Origin of the sequence: Gabonia massiliensis, from assembly GCF_001403595.1 — a bacterium.
GTDB classification, from domain to species: Bacteria; Bacteroidota; Bacteroidia; order Bacteroidales; family Coprobacteraceae; genus Coprobacter; species Coprobacter secundus.
In genome coordinates this window covers 649,800-669,303 of sequence record NZ_LN877938.1, presented here as the reverse complement: position 1 = coordinate 669,303, position 19,504 = coordinate 649,800, and the positions used below count along the sequence as shown (strand labels likewise).

Genomic DNA, 19,504 nt, shown 5'->3' with positions numbered 1-19,504 from the left:
TCGATGGTTCTCTGCTAATTGTTTGCACAGATCTTGAATTTCTTTAACAAGCTCGTTTGTATCAGCCATAGCTGTTAATACTTATTCATCTCCTAACATCCTCCTAATCTGTTTATCAAAGTCTGAATTTATCCGTTGAGTTTTGTTGAAAATATCGTATTCACATTCAGCCTTTACCTTGGCTTGTGCCGCAGAGATGCGCCCTTTATCTGGAAGAATACGGTAGTCGTTAAATGTGAGAAATTTATTTACGCTGGCTGCAAATTGCTCCATCGTGAAAGCATTCTGTCGCTCTATTTGGATTTCGATATAGTCGAAATATGATGTAACAGCACGTTCCAACTGACGAATTTCATTTTCCTGCAAATAGTTTTTGGCTATTGATACATCCGATTTCAATATACGCCCATCAGGTGCATTCTTCCATGTGGTCAGTCCCATGTGTTCTTGGGTATGGTCTGCCTTCGTGTAGATAATTTCAGCAGCCGTTTGCCCTGTAATAGCATAATGGAAACGGTTCTGTATCATGGCATAGAAATCGTGTGTTGTAGGTGAATTTTTATCATAATCGATACTGCACTCTGCATATATATCGGTAATCTGTTGCCAGATACGCCGTTCACTGGCACGGATAGAGCGTACTCTTTCAAGCAATTCACGGAAATAGTCTTTTCCGAATACTGCCATTCCCTGCTTTAAGCGGTCGTCATCAAGCACAAACCCTTTCTTGATATACTCATTGAGAATCTTGGTAGCCCACTGGCGGAACTTGGTGGCTTTAGGCGAAGAAACACGGTAACCAACCGCTATAATCATATCAAGATTATAGAAGTCGACCAGTTCTTCAACTTCTCCTCTTATGCCCCTGTTTACGACAGTTGCAATTTTTGCAACTGTCGTGTCTTGCTGCAATTCATCCTCCTTAAAGATGTTGGCTATATGGCGGCTAATGCCTGATTTGTCAATGCCAAACAACTGCGCCATGGCCTTTTGCGTACACCAAATAGTCTCGTCTTTTATGACTACCTGTACCTTTCCCTCAGAATCGGGAAGGCTATAAAGCAAGAATTGTATTTCGTTACTCATCGTTGCCTACATTTGCGTTGAACTGCAAAGCATCCAACTGTTTCATTATTTCCTCTTCCAACCGATGGCTCTCGGCAAATTGCCGGGTCAATTCGGCTTTATAACTTGCCATTCGAGTATTAAACTCTTCTTCGGTAATATCCACATAATCAATTTTGATGTCGAAATATTGCCCGGCGGAGAGAGAGTATCCCTTTTCCTTTATCTCATCGTATGTAACAGCCACTGAAAAATCGTCCACAGCTTCTTTGTTGCGGAATGTATTGACTATTAAGTCTATCTCATCATCAAGCAAACGTCTTTTCTGGTTATTACCTTCTTTATATTCTTCACCTAATTTGCTTGCATCAATCAAAATTACTTTGTCTGCTGTTGCCGACTTATCAAAGAATATAACGGAAACATTCGTTCCGGTGGTGGCAAATACATTGCTCGGCATTGACACACAGCCATAAACCCAATGTTCATCTACTACACGATGTAAAATTTTATTTTCAACGCCACTTTTGGCTGTAATAAATCCTGTAGGAATGACTATTGCTCCTTTTCCTGTTGCCTTTAGTGAATTTAAGACATGTTGAATGAAACAAGTGTAAATCGCCATTTTAGGTTTCATTGGATCTACTTTTTTAACTGCATTGGGAACTCCTGCCCAAAAACGAATCGTATCAGCAGCCAATGTATCACGATACTCCGGGAAATCAAGTTTAAATGGAGGATTTGAAACGATAAAATCAAACTTCCGTAATGCGCCATTTGACTCAGTATGCGATGGTTCTGTCAATGTATTACCCTGTACAACATTTGGCAGAGAAGCAGACAAACTATTTAAAATAAGGTTCAAACGCAACATTTCACTCGACTTCTCTGATATATCCTGACTGTAAATCGAGCATCTGTCTTCTCCTATCTGATGAGCTAGAGCCATAAGCAAAGTGCCCGTTCCAGCCGATGGATCGTAACAAGTTACACCTCGTAAATCCGCATTGTCCCCTACCAATAATCTCGCCATGACTTGCGCTATGGCACGTGGCGTATAATATTCGGCATATTTGCCACCTCCGGCATTATTAAATCCTTTCAACAAATGCTCGAATATCCTTGAAAAAAAATCATACTTCTCAATAAATACGTGTTCAAAATTGAATGAAGCGACATTACGCATCAGCGATTTTGCAAATTCGTCACGCTTTTGTGTATCAGTTACAAACGTTGTTATAGCACTGAAAATATTAACCCTGCTTTTCCCGGAAGTTGTTACAGAAAAAGTATCGGCATTGATATTGGCTATACCTATTAACGTAGCATCCAATAATGTAGAGAAATCGCCCTTTCCTATGGAATTATATAGGTGTGACAGTGTATGTTCCGGTTTAAGTCTCGGCACAGAAGCCGGCAAATAACTAAAAAGGTCTTCAACCTCTTCCTCAGTAAATGTATCATATTCGGCATCCCACTTTTCTGCTTTACTTAGCCGTTTACCATACATTTTATCTCGTTTGGCTTCATAGCCGAACTTGTCATTAAAGAACTTGTACAAAAACATTTCGGTTACGATTTTGTATTCGCTTCCTGTTCCTGCCAAGCCAAAGGCTCCCGTTGTACTTTTCAAAGAATCAATCAGGGCAATCGTCGATTCAGTTATATTTATATCGCTCATAGTCAGTATGCAAAATTACGCTGTTGGAAATATTCTGTTGTTATAAGATTATTGATATATTTACGGTCTGTCAAATTTGCCTTGATTCCAAGGTCTAGTAATTTATGACCAATAATAGCCAATACATCACGCTTAAAAGCATCTTCATTATTCAAAATATTGATATTTAAGAATAACATATTGTCTATTTGAGACTTCATCTGTGACAGATTTTCAGCTATCTCGTATTCATGAGCAGATATAATCGGCTGTTCACGTTTTTGATTTTCCTCCTCGATCCGTTTGTGAATACGCACAAAACGCTCATCACCCTTATATTTTTTCTTCAAGATATTATTCCGTCTGTTTATCTCCCGAATCTTTTTCATTACATTGTCCATGTAATCAATGCTGTCTTTTGCATCTTGAGTGTTTTGAGGAACAAAACCTTTTTTACGGAAATATGCTCGAAATTCGTCTGCAAGAATGACATATTTTTCTTCATTCCTGTCGAAATTAGCATCAAATTCAGCTTGTACCTTTTCGCAACGTTCTCGAATATCATTAACTACAATTCGTAGTTCCTCAGACATTCCCTTTTTGAACTCAAATTCCAATTCTGACAGAGCTACATTGATTATTCCGGAAACATCTGCCTTATGCTCTGTCCGTTCAAACAGATTCATCCTCTCGATACGATGTGTAACCTCTGTAATCAAGGTAGGAATACCACCAAAAGACAAAGACTCTATTTTTTCTTTCAATTCATCATCGCCAAAGGCACGGACTTGATTAAGAATAGCTTTAGCATCATTCAATACCGACCGTAATTCATAGAGCCTATCTTTATCCTCTATTTCATCGATTTCTTGTCTGAACTCTTCCGGATTATCGCAAGTGAAATTAAAGAGAATACTCTTAATTTCTTTCATTTTAGCTATTATTTCTTCCTTATCTTCGATAATCGCATTCCCTACAGGTTCGCCTTGTTTGACCTCTTTAATATCTACTGTACGGTTTAATTCTCTCAGATAGCGGTCATTTGTCGAATCAAAATTTTCTTTTATATCTACAAAATCAGCCACATAACCATATTTGAAATCTTTATACGGACGGTTTACACGAGTAAGAGCCTGTAGCAAATCATGACCATCGAGACTTCGTCCCAAATATAGTTTCTTCAATCGGGGAGCATCAAATCCGGTAAGCAACATTTGATTGACAATCAGTACATCTACTGTCTGCTGTTTTTTAAACTCTTCAATATATGCTTTTCGTTCTAATTTGTCTCCCTCATCGTGCAATATCAGTGATGCACGCAATGGTTTGGCATGGTCATACGCAACCATTGGCTCTGCAGCCATTCCCAACTGTTCTTCCCATTTGTCTTCAATACGCTGAGCAAATCTGAAACGCTGCTGCCATAAACGGAACATTTTACGTGCCTGTGGATTGGTTTTACACACAATCATTGCCCCGATAGAATCATCTGCTTGCTCTTTTCTGAATCTTCGCAAGTCAGATATGATATAATCGAGCAAAGCGTTCAGGTAACTTTCATCCTCAATTATCTTGTTCTTGTCTATATCGCTTTTCTTGACCTTAACGTTTCCTGCCAATTTATCAAGAATGCTCTCAATACGTTCTTTATAAATGGTTTCTATCGGTTCACGCATCAGTTTCAGCGTATAACCATCCGCTATCGACTTATCATAATAATAGGTATCAATGTAATCGCCAAAAACACGCCAAGATTCTTTCTCTTCCCGCAACAAAGGAGTTCCTGTCAATGCAATTTTTACAGCATCCTTATCCGCTTCTAGAAGATTGGCAAGAAAACTACCCTGTGGACTATATCCTCTGTGCGCTTCGTCTATGAAGAACACACGCTGAAGGTTAGTATTATAGCCTGATTCTATCTGTATTTTAGTGGAATCCTCTTTAAATTTCTGTATGTTTACAACCATTATTTCCGCTTTACCTTCACTGTTCACTACAGGGGTGGTATCACGGATATCTTTCATTAAATCGTCTCTGCTATTAACTGTCCTTACAACCAAGCCACGTGCAACAAACTCATCGCTCGCCTGTTCCATCAGAGCAATACGATCCACTATAAAATAGAACTTAACAGCGGTCTCACGCTTCGCATAATAATCGGTCAAACTACGAACTGAATAATATGCCAATGCAGTCTTGCCACTACCTTGCGTATGCCAAATTATTCCACTCTTAACACCTTTAGATAATTTCTTGCGAATAGCCAATGATGCAAATAATTGCTGATAGCGCATCACATGTTTTTCGAGAGAAGTGATTTTACTGCCATCTTCCAACTCAATAGTTCGATTAACATACGCAAAGCCATATCTTAACAAAAACAAGAACCTCTCTCGGCTAAGCATTGATGTCAAAACACGATTCGTTGGAGTATCTACCTTTTTATTTGTTTCATAATCGGGCAAGTTTTTAATAACGATACAGTTCCTATGTCTGAGAACCTGTTTTTCTACATCTTCCGCCAACGCAACATATGGATATTCGGAAACGAAAGCAGCATCAGCCTCTCTAAAGACATTAAAGAAAGCTTTCTCTTTTGATGCACAACAATAAAATGCGCCTTGTATCGGAACCCTGTTTTCATTATCGTATTCCTGATTATTGGAAAAAATCATCAGTTGGGTAAGATTGATAAAACGGCGAAAACTCTTATTCCTCATTCGCCTATTAATCCTATCCCGTTCAGCTAAAATTCCATCGTGATTATTAGGTTTCTTGACTTCGATAAAAGCTAAGGGCAAACCGTTTATAAAGCATGTTATGTCCGGACGGAAACTATCTCCGGATTCAATATTTTCGCAGGTAAACTCCGTCGTAACGTGCCATTCATTATTATTCGCATCCACGAAATCTATCAACTTCACACCACTGTTGGAAGAAAGCATAGTATAGAATTCCTTGCCCAAATCATCATTATTCAAGATTCCGACAATTTTATCCAGCAACTGGCTGCATTCCAAATCCGTCAAACTGGGATTCAGACGTTTTACAGAGCGGAAGAAAACATCCGTCAAAATATTAGTCTGTGGATTGTATAATATTATATCATCCAAATAAGTATAACCGAGTTTACAAAGATGCAATGCTGCCGGAACTTGTACTCTTGTATTCTCTGTAAAATTTTTCATTGCATCTTACCTTTCCTCTTTATCTGTTATCAAATCCTTTAAATCAACCTGTAAAATCTCGGCAATCCGCTGAAGTGTCTCTAAATTCGGTNACCCAAGCCACGCTTCTCATCATCACACACCCCTTTATCCCCTCTCGAGAGGGGAATTTTGTACACTAAATATCTTATTATCAAATAGAAAATAGCATCTCCAACCTCCCCTCTGGAGAGGGGTCGGGGGGTGTGTTACGCCTGCGCACAGCCACCTAAAACGAAAATAGACACAGAAGCCTGACAGATACTACCTCACAGCATCAAACACCTCATTAAACAGCTTCCCGCAATAGCCTTACCCAAGCCGCGCTTCTCATCATCACACCCCCCTTTATCCTCTTTGGAGAGGGGAACTTTATACACTAAATGTCTTATTATCAAATAGCATCTCCAACCTCCCCTCTGGAGAGGGGTCGGGGGTGTGTTACGCCTGTGCACAGCCACCTAAAACGAAAACAGTCACAGAAGCCTCAAAAACAACGATATCAAAACATTCCAATCTATATAAAAAGATAAGAGAAAATAAATAACGTGCTACAAATATTGGAATAATCTCACTATCTTTATTAAAAACAGATTACACATTCTTCACAGGAGACGATTTTGTAATATCATAGTATTGATAATACGAAAAAATAGGATTACACTATGGAAAATTTTTTATTGAATCCCGTAATTCCCCGATTGCCGGTTTTGCTTGCAAAATTTCGTATCGCTGTCATACCTCAAATCTGTCGTAGCAGATTGAATTTCATTTATTTCAAAAGATATTGAAAGCCTTTAATGGTTATTTATGATTTGGTTTGTCAAAAAAGCGGTACCATTATGAAACATTCTGCCTTTTTGACGGACAGTGTCTAAAATAATGTCGGATGGGGGGGTGTCAAAACTAAAATGTCCACTCCAAAAAGTTACAGATTGTAACTATAACACTAAAGAAAGGAGCGTATCAAACTCTGTATTGAGTAATGATACGCCCCTTTCTTTAGACTTTTAGGATACTCAAATTTCAAATTATAAGTTCATATTTTCAAAAATTGAATTTTGATACATCCTCATCTGCATCAATATGTGGAATCATGATTATCTGACAGCCTTGTCGGATGTGAGCATGATAAGGTTTGCCATCATCACACGGTAATTGACCATAGCTGAGTAGTAATCGGCTTCTGCTTTGGCATATTCAGCTTCCGCATCAAGGACTTCCGACATGGTGTTGAGTCCGGCAGCCTGACGGTCATATTCTATCCCGAGATTTCTTTTGCGGAACTGTACAGATTCAGCGGCTGCATTGATGAGTTCGCCCGATTCTTGCAACTGGCGGTAGGCGTTCTCCACCTCGGCGGCAGTGCTTTTGGATGCATATTCGCGATACTCCACGGCCTGTTCAAGTTGCAGTCGGCGCTGTCTGGCAACACGCCTGTTGCTGAAGATATCCTGAATGTTCCATGAAAAACTTGCCCCGATAAAAGGGTTGGTCTCAGGCAATATCTTGATGCTGTTCTGATAACTGTAACCCGCCATCAGACCCACGTCTGGCAGATAACTGCGTTTGGCAGCGGCTATGCCATGTTCAGCTTTGCGTATCTTCAGGTCGGCCAACTGAAGGTCTGTATTTGACGCTTCCGCTTTGTCAAGATAATATGACAGAGGCTGTACCAGATTTCCCGCTGTGAAATTCCCGGCGAACTGTACCGATGAGAAATCGGTGCCGGTAAGCTTTTTCAAATCGCTGATATAGCCGCTTTCCTCAATCCTGAGCTTTAACAGATCCTGCCGGCGGGCAGCAAGATTGGCTGTCATGCCTAAAGTCACGGCATCCGTTGATTTTCCTGCCTCCATCGCACTTTCGGCATCATAAGCCCTGCGCTCAATAGACTCTATACGCTTGTTGTTCTCTTCTATACGCTTTCTCACGGCGAGAATGCCGTAATAGAGTCTCTCCACGCCATTGACCACCTGCAGTTCCGCCTTGTTATATTCCATGGCGGCAATATCCCGGTCAATTCCGGAGGCCTTGATACCTGAAGATAGTCTCCATTGCTGGGTCAGGNATCACGCCAACGAAAGCGGTAAACCCGAAGTTGTTGCCTGTCACCCACAGTCCCAACATGGCACCGAATACGCTGAGAGGGATAGTCAGCAATATCACAAACGTTTCCTTAAGATCGCGGAACTGTAATAATAAGATGAAAAATATGAGAAGTAATCCGATACCGAGAACCGTTACCAGTTCGGGGAATGTGTCGTTCTGGTTCGCTTCCTCACCACCGTAGGTTATGGAATAGCCTTCAGGCAGTTGCAGGCCGGCAATCTGCGGCTTGACTTCTTTCAGTATTTCAGAGGCAAGCACGTTCCCGTCCGTCTCGCTTTCTATCGTAAGTACACAGATGCCGCTGCGGTGCATTATCCGTCCGTTTTTCCATACCGGCACAATCTCCGCTATCTGGTCGAAAGGAACAGCATTCCCAGTGACGGGTGAGGTGAGGTACATACGCCTGATATCGCTTACTGAACTCCTGTGCAAAGTGTCGAGCCGTGCAAGCACGGTGACATTGTTGTTGCCTTCGCGTATAGTTGTGACAGGAACACCTGAGAACCCGCTGTACATTTGCAGGGCTATTGACTGATTGGTAAATCCGAGGCGCTGAGCTTCCGGTTTCATGCGGAAATCGATAGCATAATAATCCTCATGGAAGTTGCTGCGGACATGGGCAGTACCCGGTGTCTTCCGAAGAATGGAATCTACCTGCAAACCGATGGCTTTCAGCTTTGAGATGTCTTCGCCCCATATCCTGACCTCCACTTGAGCTTTCAGCGGTTTCCCCTGCTGCATCAGGCGGACTTTGGGCCGACCCTCAGGTACGGCTTTCTCCACTTTTCGGGTAAGGTCATCGGCAAGTTCGAGAGTGGTTTCGTTGCTTGTGGTGTTGATGATGATCTGTGCGAAATTGGAGGTTGGAAACTCCGGAGACAGATTATAGTAAAAACGTGGGGCAGATGTGCCGGCAAATGTGGCATGGTTCACAACCCGCTTGTCACCGTCTAAAAGTGCGGTCAGTTTTTTAGCTGCAGCCTCGGTGGCCTCTATCTGTGTACCGGTAGGCATCCAAAGTTCTATGACAAATTGGTTACGTTCGGCTGAGGGCATGAACTGCTGTCGTATGCCAAACTTGTAAAGGAGTCCGGCAAGGACGAGAGGGATGGTGCCCGCAATGATAGTGGCGGTCTTGTGGGCGATGCACCAGTCAAGTGTACGGTTATAGGCGTCCTGTATCTTGTCAAGGAAGCTGTTGCTCTTTTTCTTTTCGCCGGCGGGCTTCGCGTTGAGGTCATGCAACCCATTCTTGACGAACACATAACACAGGAACGGGGTGAAGAACATTGCCACGATAAACGATGAAGCCAAAGCTATCGATACGGTCAGCGGGAGGGTGCGGATAAATTCCCCGATTGCGCCGGTAAGTATCACCATGGGCATGAATGCGAAGATGATGGTAACGGTGGCGACAAGTATCGGAACGACAAGCTCACTCGCGCTTTTCCATGCCGCATTCCAGCGCGGCTCTCCCTCGTCAAGCTGTTCGACATAGTTGTCAGCCACCACAATGGCATCATCGACAACAAGCCCGAGCACGGTGATAAGAGCCGCCAGCGATACCTGTTGCAGCTCGATTCCGCACAAGTTCATGATTGCCAACGTAGTCGCTACTGTCATGGGAATCGCCATTGATGCGACAAGTGCTATTCTGAAAGGCAGCATGAGCATGATTATCAGAATTACAGCGATGATGGCGATGAAAAACTCGCTTACGAAATGGTTGATGTTGGTGTGTACTATCTCAGGCTGGTTGGAAATATAAGTCAGATGTACGGAAGACGGGATTTTTGACTTGAATTTCTCCAATGTCTTGTCAACATCCTTGCCAAAGTCTTCAATGTTCTTTCCTGCCATGGATTCTATGCTGACAATCACGGCATTCTCGTTACCCACCTTGACCAAGCTGCTTGGTTCGGCAAAATCCCTCTCTATACGGGCTATATCCTTTAGCCTGACATCCTGTCCTGTTTTAGATGCCCCTACAATTTGGTTCCCCAGATTGTCTATTGAACTGTAAAATCCATTGGCGTGGAATACAATATCAGTGCCGCCAGTTTTAAGGTTGCCTGCCGGATATATATCGTTCTGCGACTGGAGAACCTTGATGACATCCGAAAGAGCCAGCCCATATTGAGCCAGCCGGGAATCATCGAAGAAGACATTGACCTGCATGTCGCGTTCTCCGTCCCGCTTTATTTTTGATACAGCAGGAATAAGGCGCAAGTCTTCTTCCATCATACGCGCATATTGGCGGAGCTGGTCGTATGGGACATCCTTGCCCGACAGACCGATAATCAAGGCTTCCGTGTCACCGAATTCCGAGTTTACGACAGGGCCGACTACACTTGACGGAAGTTTTTGTTGCTTCATCACAAGCAACTCGTTGCGCAGCTTATTCCAGAAAAGGTCTTTGTCATCGACATTGTCGTTAAGTTCGACGGTGATGACAGCCTTACCATTCTGCGACGATGATGTTGTATTCGCTTTCTTGATTTCCTCGAATTTGAAAAGGAACTCTTCGATGTGTTTTGTCACTTGTTGTTCTACTTCTTCCGAAGAGGCTCCGGGATAATAAGCGACTACCAATGCCTGAGGTATAGAAATCTTGGGGTCTTCACGACGCGGCATCCGGATAAGCGAATACACCCCGAAGACGAACAATACCGCAAGTACCGATAAGGTTACCTGGCGATATTTCAATGATGTTTCGATAATGTTCATAGCCACACCTTATTTTGTAATATTGATACTGCTGCCGTTCGATAACTTGTGAGTACCTCCGACTACCACTGTTTCGCCGGCTTCAAGACCTGAGGAAACCTCGATGCGGTTGTCACGCACTGCCCCTATGGAAATGTTCCTGCGGAATGCCTGTTTCCTTTCCTTGTCAGCGACATAAACGTATGGCTGGCCGTCCGGTGTCCGTAGCAATGCGGCACTGTTCACAGTTGCCGTCATTATACTGTCTGAAGCAGTGAATGTTACCGTTGCAATCATTCCGGGTCTGATATTGTTATCGGGATTGTCAACTATCGCCTTTACAGTAAAAGATCTTGTCGTGGGGTCTGCCATGCCTCCCACCTCGGCAATTTTTCCATGCCTGACTGCATCGATGGCATCAATGCGAATTTCCACCTCCTGACCGATTTTGATGTCTTTCAGCCTGTTTTCAGGAATATACGCGTTTACTTTCACCTTACTTATATCAGAAATGACAAGTACCGGCATTCCTGCGCTTATCATTTCTCCTGCCTCGCCCATTTTTTTAAGGAGAATTCCGCTGATTGGCGCATAAAGTTTGGTATCGGAGAGGTCTTTCGCACGGAGCTTTTGTTGGGCGATTGCACCGTCAAGAGTATATTTGCATTTCATAAAATCGCTCTCGCTCACACTGTTGCGTTCATGCAGGATATTGATGCGGTTGAACTCATCGGTCACCTGTGCCACCTGAACATCCGCCAGTTCCTTGGCAATAGCATAGTTTGTGGGGTCGAGCCATGCAATCTCGGATCCTTTGCGAATCATGCTTCCTTCCTCCCCGTTGATTCCGGCAATGCGTCCGGCAACCTGAAATCCTGTCTTGACCGTCTTCATGCCTTCAATATTTCCGCTCACGACAAATAAATCACCGCTTGCAGCCATTTTTATCTCCTCGGTGGTGACAGAAATTGCTGGCTCTTGTCCAGCCCGATGGTTATCATTCTTATGACATGAGACAGCGACAGTAGCCCAAAGGCCAAGCACTGAGACTTTGATTGTTTTGTTTAGTTCCATATTTAATAAGATGAATCGTTTGTTTAGTATTCAATTATAAATCAGGTGTGAAGTTACATAGGAATACATCAGCAATAATTGGCAAATAAGCGGTATGTATATGCAATTTGTATGGAAATATCTGCTTTAGCCCAATTGTGGGCAATGTATCCGTACTTTTTTATACTTTTACGAGAGTTATTGTTGATATGAAAGAGCTTACTCCCGAAAAGAGACTGTTAAAGATTGACAGTCGCAATATAGAAGAAATAATAAATATTTCGTTTAACGAGCGGAATGGCTTTCTGCTGTGCAAAAGCGGAACAATCATCCTGCAGATGGATGATAACGATTACGAATTGAAGAAAAACGATTTGTATATATATCCGGCTTTTTCAGAAAGCATTATCAAGAAGTATAGTGAAGACTTTACCGCCCTTGCCGGTATTGTAGAATATCAGTATTCTTTTCTTCAAATGAAATCTATATCTGACGACAGTCGAGGATTTGCAGATATAAGATTCTGTCCGAAGGTATCATTACAAGAAAATGTAGTATGCGAAATAGAAAAGTTGTTCAGTCATATTTCGGAACGAAAGAAGGTTCATCGGGAGATGAGTGAGCTGGTGATTTCATCATTGGAACAGGCGTTGTTTTACGAAGTTGTAGGCGCATATATGGCCCACCGTCCAAAAAATACTGGACGGCGAAACCGTATGGACAAGATATTTGAGACTTTCCTTGCAGAACTCCATAGTAATTTCAAAGAACATAAAGATGTGAAATTTTATGCAGATTCTCAATATATTACGCAACGCCATTTTGCAACGCAAATCCAAAGTAAATCCGGCAAGACACCATTACAATGGATTGAATTGTTCGTAATATCAGAAGCCAAACATCTGCTTAGCAATCCGTATAAAAGCATTAAAGAAATTGCCATGACTCTCAATTTCTCCGATTTGAGCGCATTCGGCCGGTATTTCAGACGTTATACAGGAATTTCGCCAAGCGACTACCGTGCTATGGTATCAGCAAAGAAGCATTCATCTGGCAGCTGACCAGATGAAATGTAAGTAAACGATTGGGGTGGACGATTGGTTCGCCCTGATTTATGCAGATACTTTTCAATGCTGCACTTGAACATTTTATACCAAGCGTATTATATATGCGTTTGGAATAAGATAAAACCATCTCTGCCTTAATGCCAAATTGCTGTTACACCTCTACCAGAGAATGCCAAGTACACAACGGAGGCCGTTACGAAACACCCCGGTGTTACGCCTGCGCACAGCCACCTAAAACGAAAATAGACACTGAAGCCTGACAGCTATTACCTCACAGCACCAAACACCTCATTAAACAGCTTCCCGCAATAGCCTTACCCAAGCCACGCTTCTCATCATCACACACCCCTTTATCCCCTCTCGAGAGGGGAACTTTATACACTAAATATCTTATTATCAAATAGCATCTCCAACCTCCCCTCTGGAGAGGGGTCGGGGGTGTGTGACGTCGGTGCATGGTCGCCTAATTTAAAAGCAATCACTAACCTTTGACAGATACTTCTTCGCTCCTCTAAACGCAACAAAAAACTTTGAGAAGTACATCTGCCTAAACCGCGTTTTTTACCGTAACACACCCCTTGATCCCCTCTCAAGAGGGGAAGCCCAATATATCATAAACTACTCATTTTCAAAGAAAANTGAATTCTATTGCACGCATAAGCATTGACCATGCTAAAACTTTTATCAAGTTGCTTAGCTAACCATGTCTGAGAAATGCCTTTATCAGACAATACAGTCTTTATTTTATTTAACTTCATTGTTTAATGCGATTTTATAGTACAAATATAGCGAATTATATTCAATAATTAGGGTTATTTGGTGTTTTTGCATCGTACGAAGTACAGACTTTTGATATAAAAATCAAAAAGAAGATAGGAATATGCATATATTTGATACTCTATCACTCAATACGTTGTATCTGATAGCGGATATATTCTTTTTCTGGTATCAACTGACAAATTCCGGTTTCTAGCATTAACAGGGAAGACGCAAATATGTCTGCACTTTGTTCCACTTTATTTTTATTATATCCCGGGTTGCATTTGTGTGGTATAGGTTTTTCTTCTATAAATAGGTGATATAATTCGTAAGCAATAGTGAAATGTTGTCTTCCTAACGGCTGATTTGAATTAATAAGCATATTCTTTGAAAATAAGTGATTTAGTGTATCGATTTCCCCTCTGGAAAGGGGATCAAGGGGTGTGTAACGGAGAGAAGTGCGGCTTGGGCAGAGATGATTTTGTTGCTGTATAGAGGGGAGGTATCTGTTGGCTTTGGGTAGCTACTTTTGAATTAGGCGACCATGCACCGACGTCACACACCCCCGGCCCCTCTCAAGAGGGGAGGTTGATATGCTGTTTTTTTTCTTTGAAGATGAGCTGTTTATGGTGTATTGGTATTCCCCTCTTGAGAGGGGATTAAGGGGTGTGTGACAGTAAGAAACGCGGTTTAGGCAGATATATTCCTCAAAGTTTTTTGCTGCGTTTAGAGGAGCGAGGAAGTATCTGTCAAAGGTTAGTGATTGCTTTTGATTTAGGCAGCTATGCGCGGACGTCACACACCCCCGGCCCCTCTCAAGAGGGGAGGTTGAAATGCTGTTTTTTTTCTTTGAAAATGAGTATTTTATGGTGTATTGGTATTCCCCTCTTGAGAGGGGATTGAAGGGGTGTGTAACGGAGAGAAGTGCGGCTTGGGCAGAGATGATTCTATTGCTGTTTAGAGAAGAGACCTCTATCCACTAAACCTTTTATTACCAAATAGAAAGAGTAATTCAAGTCTCCTCTTTGGAGGCGGAGAGTGTGACGCCTGCGCATAACAACTTCAAATAAAAGTAAATATCAAAACCTAATAAACGCCACATCAAAAACAAAACATTTTAGCTCAGGCGCACATTATCATATACCCTTTACCTCCACCCTTCAATTCGCCCATATCCCGTTATATTTTTATTAATCATATTATATTTTGTTGAAAAATTATATACTTAAATTTGCACCCATCAAAGATAACCTTTATTAATTTAAATATGGAAAAGAATTTTTTACGTTTATTTTCAATAATAGCATTTTTCCTTTTAGCCGTATCATGTTCAGAAGAAGACGGAGGACCGGGCAGTTCGGAGTCTGCCGAGATGCGGTTGGGCGAAAATACCATATTATTAAATGAGCAACAGCTCGATGCGGTGGTCTCTGTCGATAATGACGTGCTTGTACTCAATAATACAATCAAGGAAGACGACCTCCCTCAGGTGGGACAAATACTGCTGACTTCAGAAGTGAACGAAAATATGCCGTCCGGTTTTTTAGGCAGAGTAACCCGTGTAGAAGAAGAAGGAGCGACATACCGGATAGAAACTGAACCGGCAGCACTGGATGAGGCTTTCGACCGCCTTGTTCTGGAACAAACAATCGATTTGGTTCCCGTCACGCGAGCCAGCATTTCAAAAGACGAAGACGGGTTCTATTGTTTCGAACAATCAGTCTCCGTAAAACAAGGAAAAGCTACCATTACAGGAACGGCAAATTTAGGACTTAAACTCAACATACATATCGATATCAATAACCGCATACACAAGCCCTATGGATACGTCATCTTACAGTCGAAGTTTTCGGGTGATTTGGATTTCAGCCTGTTTGCAGAAGGAAAATTTGAACTTATGAGACATCCTATCGGGAACGAAATACCCCTTTCTGCATCCATAAGTAACATTATCATAACACCCGCACTTCAGTTGTACGGAGTAATCGAAGGCAACGGAAAAGTGTCGGTCAATGCCGGAGTAAACTATTCCAAACAAATGGTCAATGCTGTTTCGTATAAAGACGGCATGTGGGAAGGCAAGGGCCGGGAAATGAATAATAAAGGAAATTGTGATTTAGAAATTTCAAAAGCAAACATGACCCTCGAAGGCAACTTTTTTGCCGGTATCGCCACAGCCATAAAATTGAAAGTGTGCAATAATGAAAACATGAAAATCATGATAGAACCCAAATTCGGGTTGAACGAGTCCGGAAACTTTGTTTTCGATTTGACAGAAAGTGATTTCTTCAACCGTCACAAAGACTCGAAGATAAACGCAGGATTAGGTGTGAAAGTGGACGCAAAGGCCGATGCCTCGATTTTCGGAGAAGGAGCCGAATTGAATGCATCCATTTTCGACGAAACCTTTTTCGAAAAAGAATCATATCTGTTCCCTTCTTTCGAAAATACAACGATAAAAGTGGACAAAAGCAGCCGTTCGGCTTATGTCGACTATTCGGTAAACCGGGATTTACTGTTTGCTTCCCAAGTAGGCCTCGCATTGTATCGGGATGAAAATCTGGTAGCACGGTCTGCCTCCCGGGAATATATGTATAATGAAAAATTTGAAAACCCGCTGTCGCACACATTCGACGGACTCGAAGAAAATACGCAATACACCGTATGCCCCTATGTCATGTGGGGTAATACGATGTATAAAGCCGAGCCTCGCAACCGGTTCGACCTCGACGGAGCAGAAGAACCGGAAGGAGGAGATTCCGGGATACAACTTCCTGACGGGACAGACTTCTCTATTGTCGGCAGTTGGTCCTACATAACCCCTCCTGCACCGGTAGACCAAAAGCCCTATGAATGTTATATTACCAATACAGAAGCCGTGATCACCTTTGCAGAAAATGGAGAGTACTCCTTCACGATATATACCAATCCGGTTGTGAGCGGTTACGGACGTTGGGAGTATGACCACGGTACCATCAAGATGAATTATACCTATTATAATACTCCGCCTTCCCCCTCTATGGGAGGAATGGGAGGAACTGCCAGTGGGTCTGACCGGATATATTTCGACTATGACCATGCGATACAGAGAGATTCGTTTGTAGACGGTGAAGGAGTACGATATACCCGTATTCCCACTGTCGGGCTGCACCATAATTTAGAAGTCTGGTATGAAGACGGAGGGTACTATATTATGAGGCATCGAGGTAACTGGTGTTCCTTCACCGGGTGATTCTAATACATTCATTTTCAGATAAAATTAGCATCTCCAACCTCCCCTCTGGAGAGGGGTCGGGGGGTGTGTTACGCCTGCGCACAGCCACCTAAAACGAAAATAGACACAGAAGCCTGACAGATACTACCTCACAGCATCAAACACCTCATTAAACAGCTTCCCGCAATAGCCTTACCCAAGCCGCGCTTCTCATCATCACACCCCCCTTTATCCTCTTTGGAGAGGGGAACTTTATACACTAAATGTCTTATTATCAAATAGCATCTCCAACCTCCCCTCTGGAGAGGGGTCGGGGGTGTGTTACGCCTGTGCACAGCCACCTAAAACGAAAACAGTCACAGAAGCCTCAAAAACAACGATATCAAAACATTCCAATCTATATAAAAAGATAAGAGAAAATAAATAACGTGCTACAAATATTGGAATAATCTCACTATCTTTATTAAAAACAGATTACACATTCTTCACAGGAGACGATTTTGTAATATCATAGTATTGATAATACGAAAAAATAGGATTACACTATGGAAAATTTTTTATTGAATCCCGTAATTCCCCGATTGCCGGTTTTGCTTGCAAAATTTCGTATCGCTGTCATACCTCAAATCTGTCGTAGCAGATTGAATTTCATTTATTTCAAAAGATATTGAAAGCCTTTAATGGTTATTTATGATTTGGTTTGTCAAAAAAGCGGTACCATTATGAAACATTCTGCCTTTTTGACGGACAGTGTCTAAAATAATGTCGGATGGGGGGGTGTCAAAACTAAAATGTCCACTCCAAAAAGTTACAGATTGTAACTATAACACTAAAGAAAGGAGCGTATCAAACTCTGTATTGAGTAATGATACGCCCCTTTCTTTAGACTTTTAGGATACTCAAATTTCAAATTATAAGTTCATATTTTCAAAAATTGAATTTTGATACATCCTCATCTGCATCAATATGTGGAATCATGATTATCTGACAGCCTTGTCGGATGTGAGCATGATAAGGTTTGCCATCATCACACGGTAATTGACCATAGCTGAGTAGTAATCGGCTTCTGCTTTGGCATATTCAGCTTCCGCATCAAGGACTTCCGACATGGTGTTGAGTCCGGCAGCCTGACGGTCATATTCTATCCCGAGATTTCTTTTGCGGAACTGTACAGATTCAGCGGCTGCATTGATGAGTTCGCCCGATTCTTGCAACTGGCGGTAGGCGTTCTCCACCTCGGCGGCAGTGCTTTTGGATGCATATTCGCGATACTCCACGGCCTGTTCAAGTTGCAGTCGGCGCTGTCTGGCAACACGCCTGTTGCTGAAGATATCCTGAATGTTCCATGAAAAACTTGCCCCGATAAAAGGGTTGGTCTCAGGCAATATCTTGATGCTGTTCTGATAACTGTAACCCGCCATCAGACCCACGTCTGGCAGATAACTGCGTTTGGCAGCGGCTATGCCATGTTCAGCTTTGCGTATCTTCAGGTCGGCCAACTGAAGGTCTGTATTTGACGCTTCCGCTTTGTCAAGATAATATGACAGAGGCTGTACCAGATTTCCCGCTGTGAAATTCCCGGCGAACTGTACCGATGAGAAATCGGTGCCGGTAAGCTTTTTCAAATCGCTGATATAGCCGCTTTCCTCAATCCTGAGCTTTAACAGATCCTGCCGGCGGGCAGCAAGATTGGCTGTCATGCCTAAAGTCACGGCATCCGTTGATTTTCCTGCCTCCATCGCACTTTCGGCATCATAAGCCCTGCGCTCAATAGACTCTATACGCTTGTTGTTCTCTTCTATACGCTTTCTCACGGCGAGAATGCCGTAATAGAGTCTCTCCACGCCATTGACCACCTGCAGTTCCGCCTTGTTATATTCCATGGCGGCAATATCCCGGTCAATTCCGGAGGCCTTGATACCTGAAGATAGTCTCCATTGCTGGGTCAGGGGCTGATACAGTGTCGCTCCCGCCATGAATGTGTTATGTTTGCCGATTTCAATATTTACCGGTGACTGTGGCATCATAAGGTCGGCTCCTGTCGGCATCTGGAAAATTCCGAATGCGCCAGCGGGGAAGGAAAGTCCACCAAGATTGAAACGGTACATATACATCGAGTTTAGATTTAACGACGGATACCGTTTGATTTTCAACTCCTCGGCTTTTTCCTGCATCTCTGTTACCCTGAGTTTGCTTACGTGCAGCAGATTGTTGTGTTCAAGAGCCTGATTGACAACATCATCAAGCGCGACATAACCGGCCTGAACCTGAGCCTTTGCCCCCAACGACGAGCCCATGAGCAGGACGATTACGATGACTGCCTTGGTCGACAAGTTACGTGTCTTGCCCGGAACAACCCAAAGCAGATATATCACGGGCACCACCAATAGAGCTATGAACATGCTCCATACGACACCGAAAGCGATGATACTTGCCAGCGGACTCCACATCGACGAGCCGGAGAGAATCATGGGAATCACGCCGAAAGCCGCAGCCATGGCTGTCAAGAAGATAGGACGGAGGCGTCGCTTGCCGCTCTCGACGGTCGCTGTGCGCCAGTCCATGCCGTGTTTGTTCACAAGCTCATGTATATGGTCGATGAGTATGATGGAATTGCGGACAACGATTCCCGACAGACATATCACGCCAACGAAAGCGGTAA

The 19,504-nt window shown here is 42.8% G+C and carries 9 protein-coding genes and 3 pseudogenes; 2 read left to right on the top strand and 10 right to left on the bottom strand.

The genetic code is table 11. The features are described 5' to 3' along the window. Nucleotides 1-81: 81 nt before the first annotated feature. From BN2628_RS04680 to BN2628_RS04655, 7 genes and pseudogenes are all read right to left on the bottom strand, one after another. A complete protein-coding gene (locus BN2628_RS04680; protein ID WP_044231060.1) occupies nucleotides 82-1,086 on the bottom strand; it encodes a virulence RhuM family protein in 1,005 nt (334 codons plus the stop codon). Then, complete coding sequence (locus BN2628_RS04675; RefSeq protein ID WP_044231061.1) at nucleotides 1,079-2,746, bottom strand: HsdM family class I SAM-dependent methyltransferase; 1,668 nt, start codon at nucleotides 2,744-2,746, stop codon at nucleotides 1,079-1,081. Before BN2628_RS04675 ends, BN2628_RS04680 begins: the two co-directional genes overlap by 8 nt. 2 nt (nucleotides 2,747-2,748) lie before the next feature. Beyond that, a complete protein-coding gene (locus BN2628_RS04670) occupies nucleotides 2,749-5,913 on the bottom strand; it encodes a type I restriction endonuclease (RefSeq protein WP_055096249.1) in 3,165 nt (1,054 codons plus the stop codon). Nucleotides 5,914-5,919: 6 nt separating this feature from the next. Beyond that, nucleotides 5,920-6,003, bottom strand: a pseudogene (locus tag BN2628_RS16710) (transcriptional regulator); the annotation flags it as partial. Between the two features lie 1,028 nt (nucleotides 6,004-7,031). After that, entirely contained in the window at nucleotides 7,032-7,934 is a 903-nt protein-coding gene (locus BN2628_RS04665; RefSeq protein WP_055096247.1) for a TolC family protein, read from the bottom strand. Nucleotides 7,935-7,950: 16 nt separating this feature from the next. Beyond that, on the bottom strand, nucleotides 7,951-10,770 hold the full coding sequence (locus BN2628_RS04660; RefSeq protein ID WP_055096245.1) for an efflux RND transporter permease subunit: 2,820 nt from the start codon (nucleotides 10,768-10,770) through the stop codon (nucleotides 7,951-7,953). A gap of 9 nt (nucleotides 10,771-10,779) precedes the next feature. Next, a complete protein-coding gene (locus BN2628_RS04655; RefSeq protein ID WP_055096243.1) occupies nucleotides 10,780-11,823 on the bottom strand; it encodes an efflux RND transporter periplasmic adaptor subunit in 1,044 nt (347 codons plus the stop codon). Between the two features lie 188 nt (nucleotides 11,824-12,011). Here BN2628_RS04655 and BN2628_RS04650 point away from each other — a divergent pair, with 188 nt between their 5' ends. Beyond that, complete coding sequence (locus BN2628_RS04650) at nucleotides 12,012-12,863, top strand: AraC family transcriptional regulator (protein ID WP_154668402.1); 852 nt, start codon at nucleotides 12,012-12,014, stop codon at nucleotides 12,861-12,863. A 647-nt stretch (nucleotides 12,864-13,510) separates the two neighbouring features. Here BN2628_RS04650 and BN2628_RS17485 read toward each other — a convergent pair. Continuing rightward, nucleotides 13,511-13,627, bottom strand: a pseudogene (locus BN2628_RS17485) (transcriptional regulator); the annotation flags it as partial. Between the two features lie 176 nt (nucleotides 13,628-13,803). Beyond that, nucleotides 13,804-14,010 (bottom strand): annotated as a pseudogene (locus BN2628_RS04645) (ImmA/IrrE family metallo-endopeptidase); the annotation flags it as partial. An 885-nt stretch (nucleotides 14,011-14,895) separates the two neighbouring features. Between BN2628_RS04645 and BN2628_RS04640 the strand changes: the two are divergent. After that, nucleotides 14,896-16,860: a hypothetical protein gene (locus tag BN2628_RS04640; RefSeq protein WP_055096237.1), complete on the top strand. Its 1,965-nt coding sequence runs from the start codon at nucleotides 14,896-14,898 to the stop codon at nucleotides 16,858-16,860. A gap of 962 nt (nucleotides 16,861-17,822) precedes the next feature. On the opposite strand, the gene BN2628_RS04635 is transcribed toward BN2628_RS04640, so the two are convergent. Further along, nucleotides 17,823-19,504, bottom strand: a 1,682-nt coding sequence (locus tag BN2628_RS04635) for a TolC family protein (RefSeq protein WP_257606387.1), incomplete at its 5' end; no start/stop codon positions are given.

Excerpts from the sequence above, each read along its gene's own strand:
- BN2628_RS04680 (WP_044231060.1), bottom strand. The coding sequence starts at position 1,086 with ATGAGTAACGAAATACAATTCTTGCTTTATAGCCTTCCCGATTCTGAG.
- BN2628_RS04675 (WP_044231061.1), bottom strand. The coding sequence starts at position 2,746 with ATGAGCGATATAAATATAACTGAATCGACGATTGCCCTGATTGATTCT.
- BN2628_RS04670 (WP_055096249.1), bottom strand. The coding sequence starts at position 5,913 with ATGAAAAATTTTACAGAGAATACAAGAGTACAAGTTCCGGCAGCATTG.
- BN2628_RS04665 (WP_055096247.1), bottom strand. The coding sequence starts at position 7,934 with ATGGAATATAACAAGGCGGAACTGCAGGTGGTCAATGGCGTGGAGAGA.
- BN2628_RS04655 (WP_055096243.1), bottom strand. The coding sequence starts at position 11,823 with ATGGAACTAAACAAAACAATCAAAGTCTCAGTGCTTGGCCTTTGGGCT.
- BN2628_RS04650 (WP_154668402.1), top strand. The coding sequence starts at position 12,012 with ATGAAAGAGCTTACTCCCGAAAAGAGACTGTTAAAGATTGACAGTCGC.
- BN2628_RS04640 (WP_055096237.1), top strand. The coding sequence starts at position 14,896 with ATGGAAAAGAATTTTTTACGTTTATTTTCAATAATAGCATTTTTCCTT.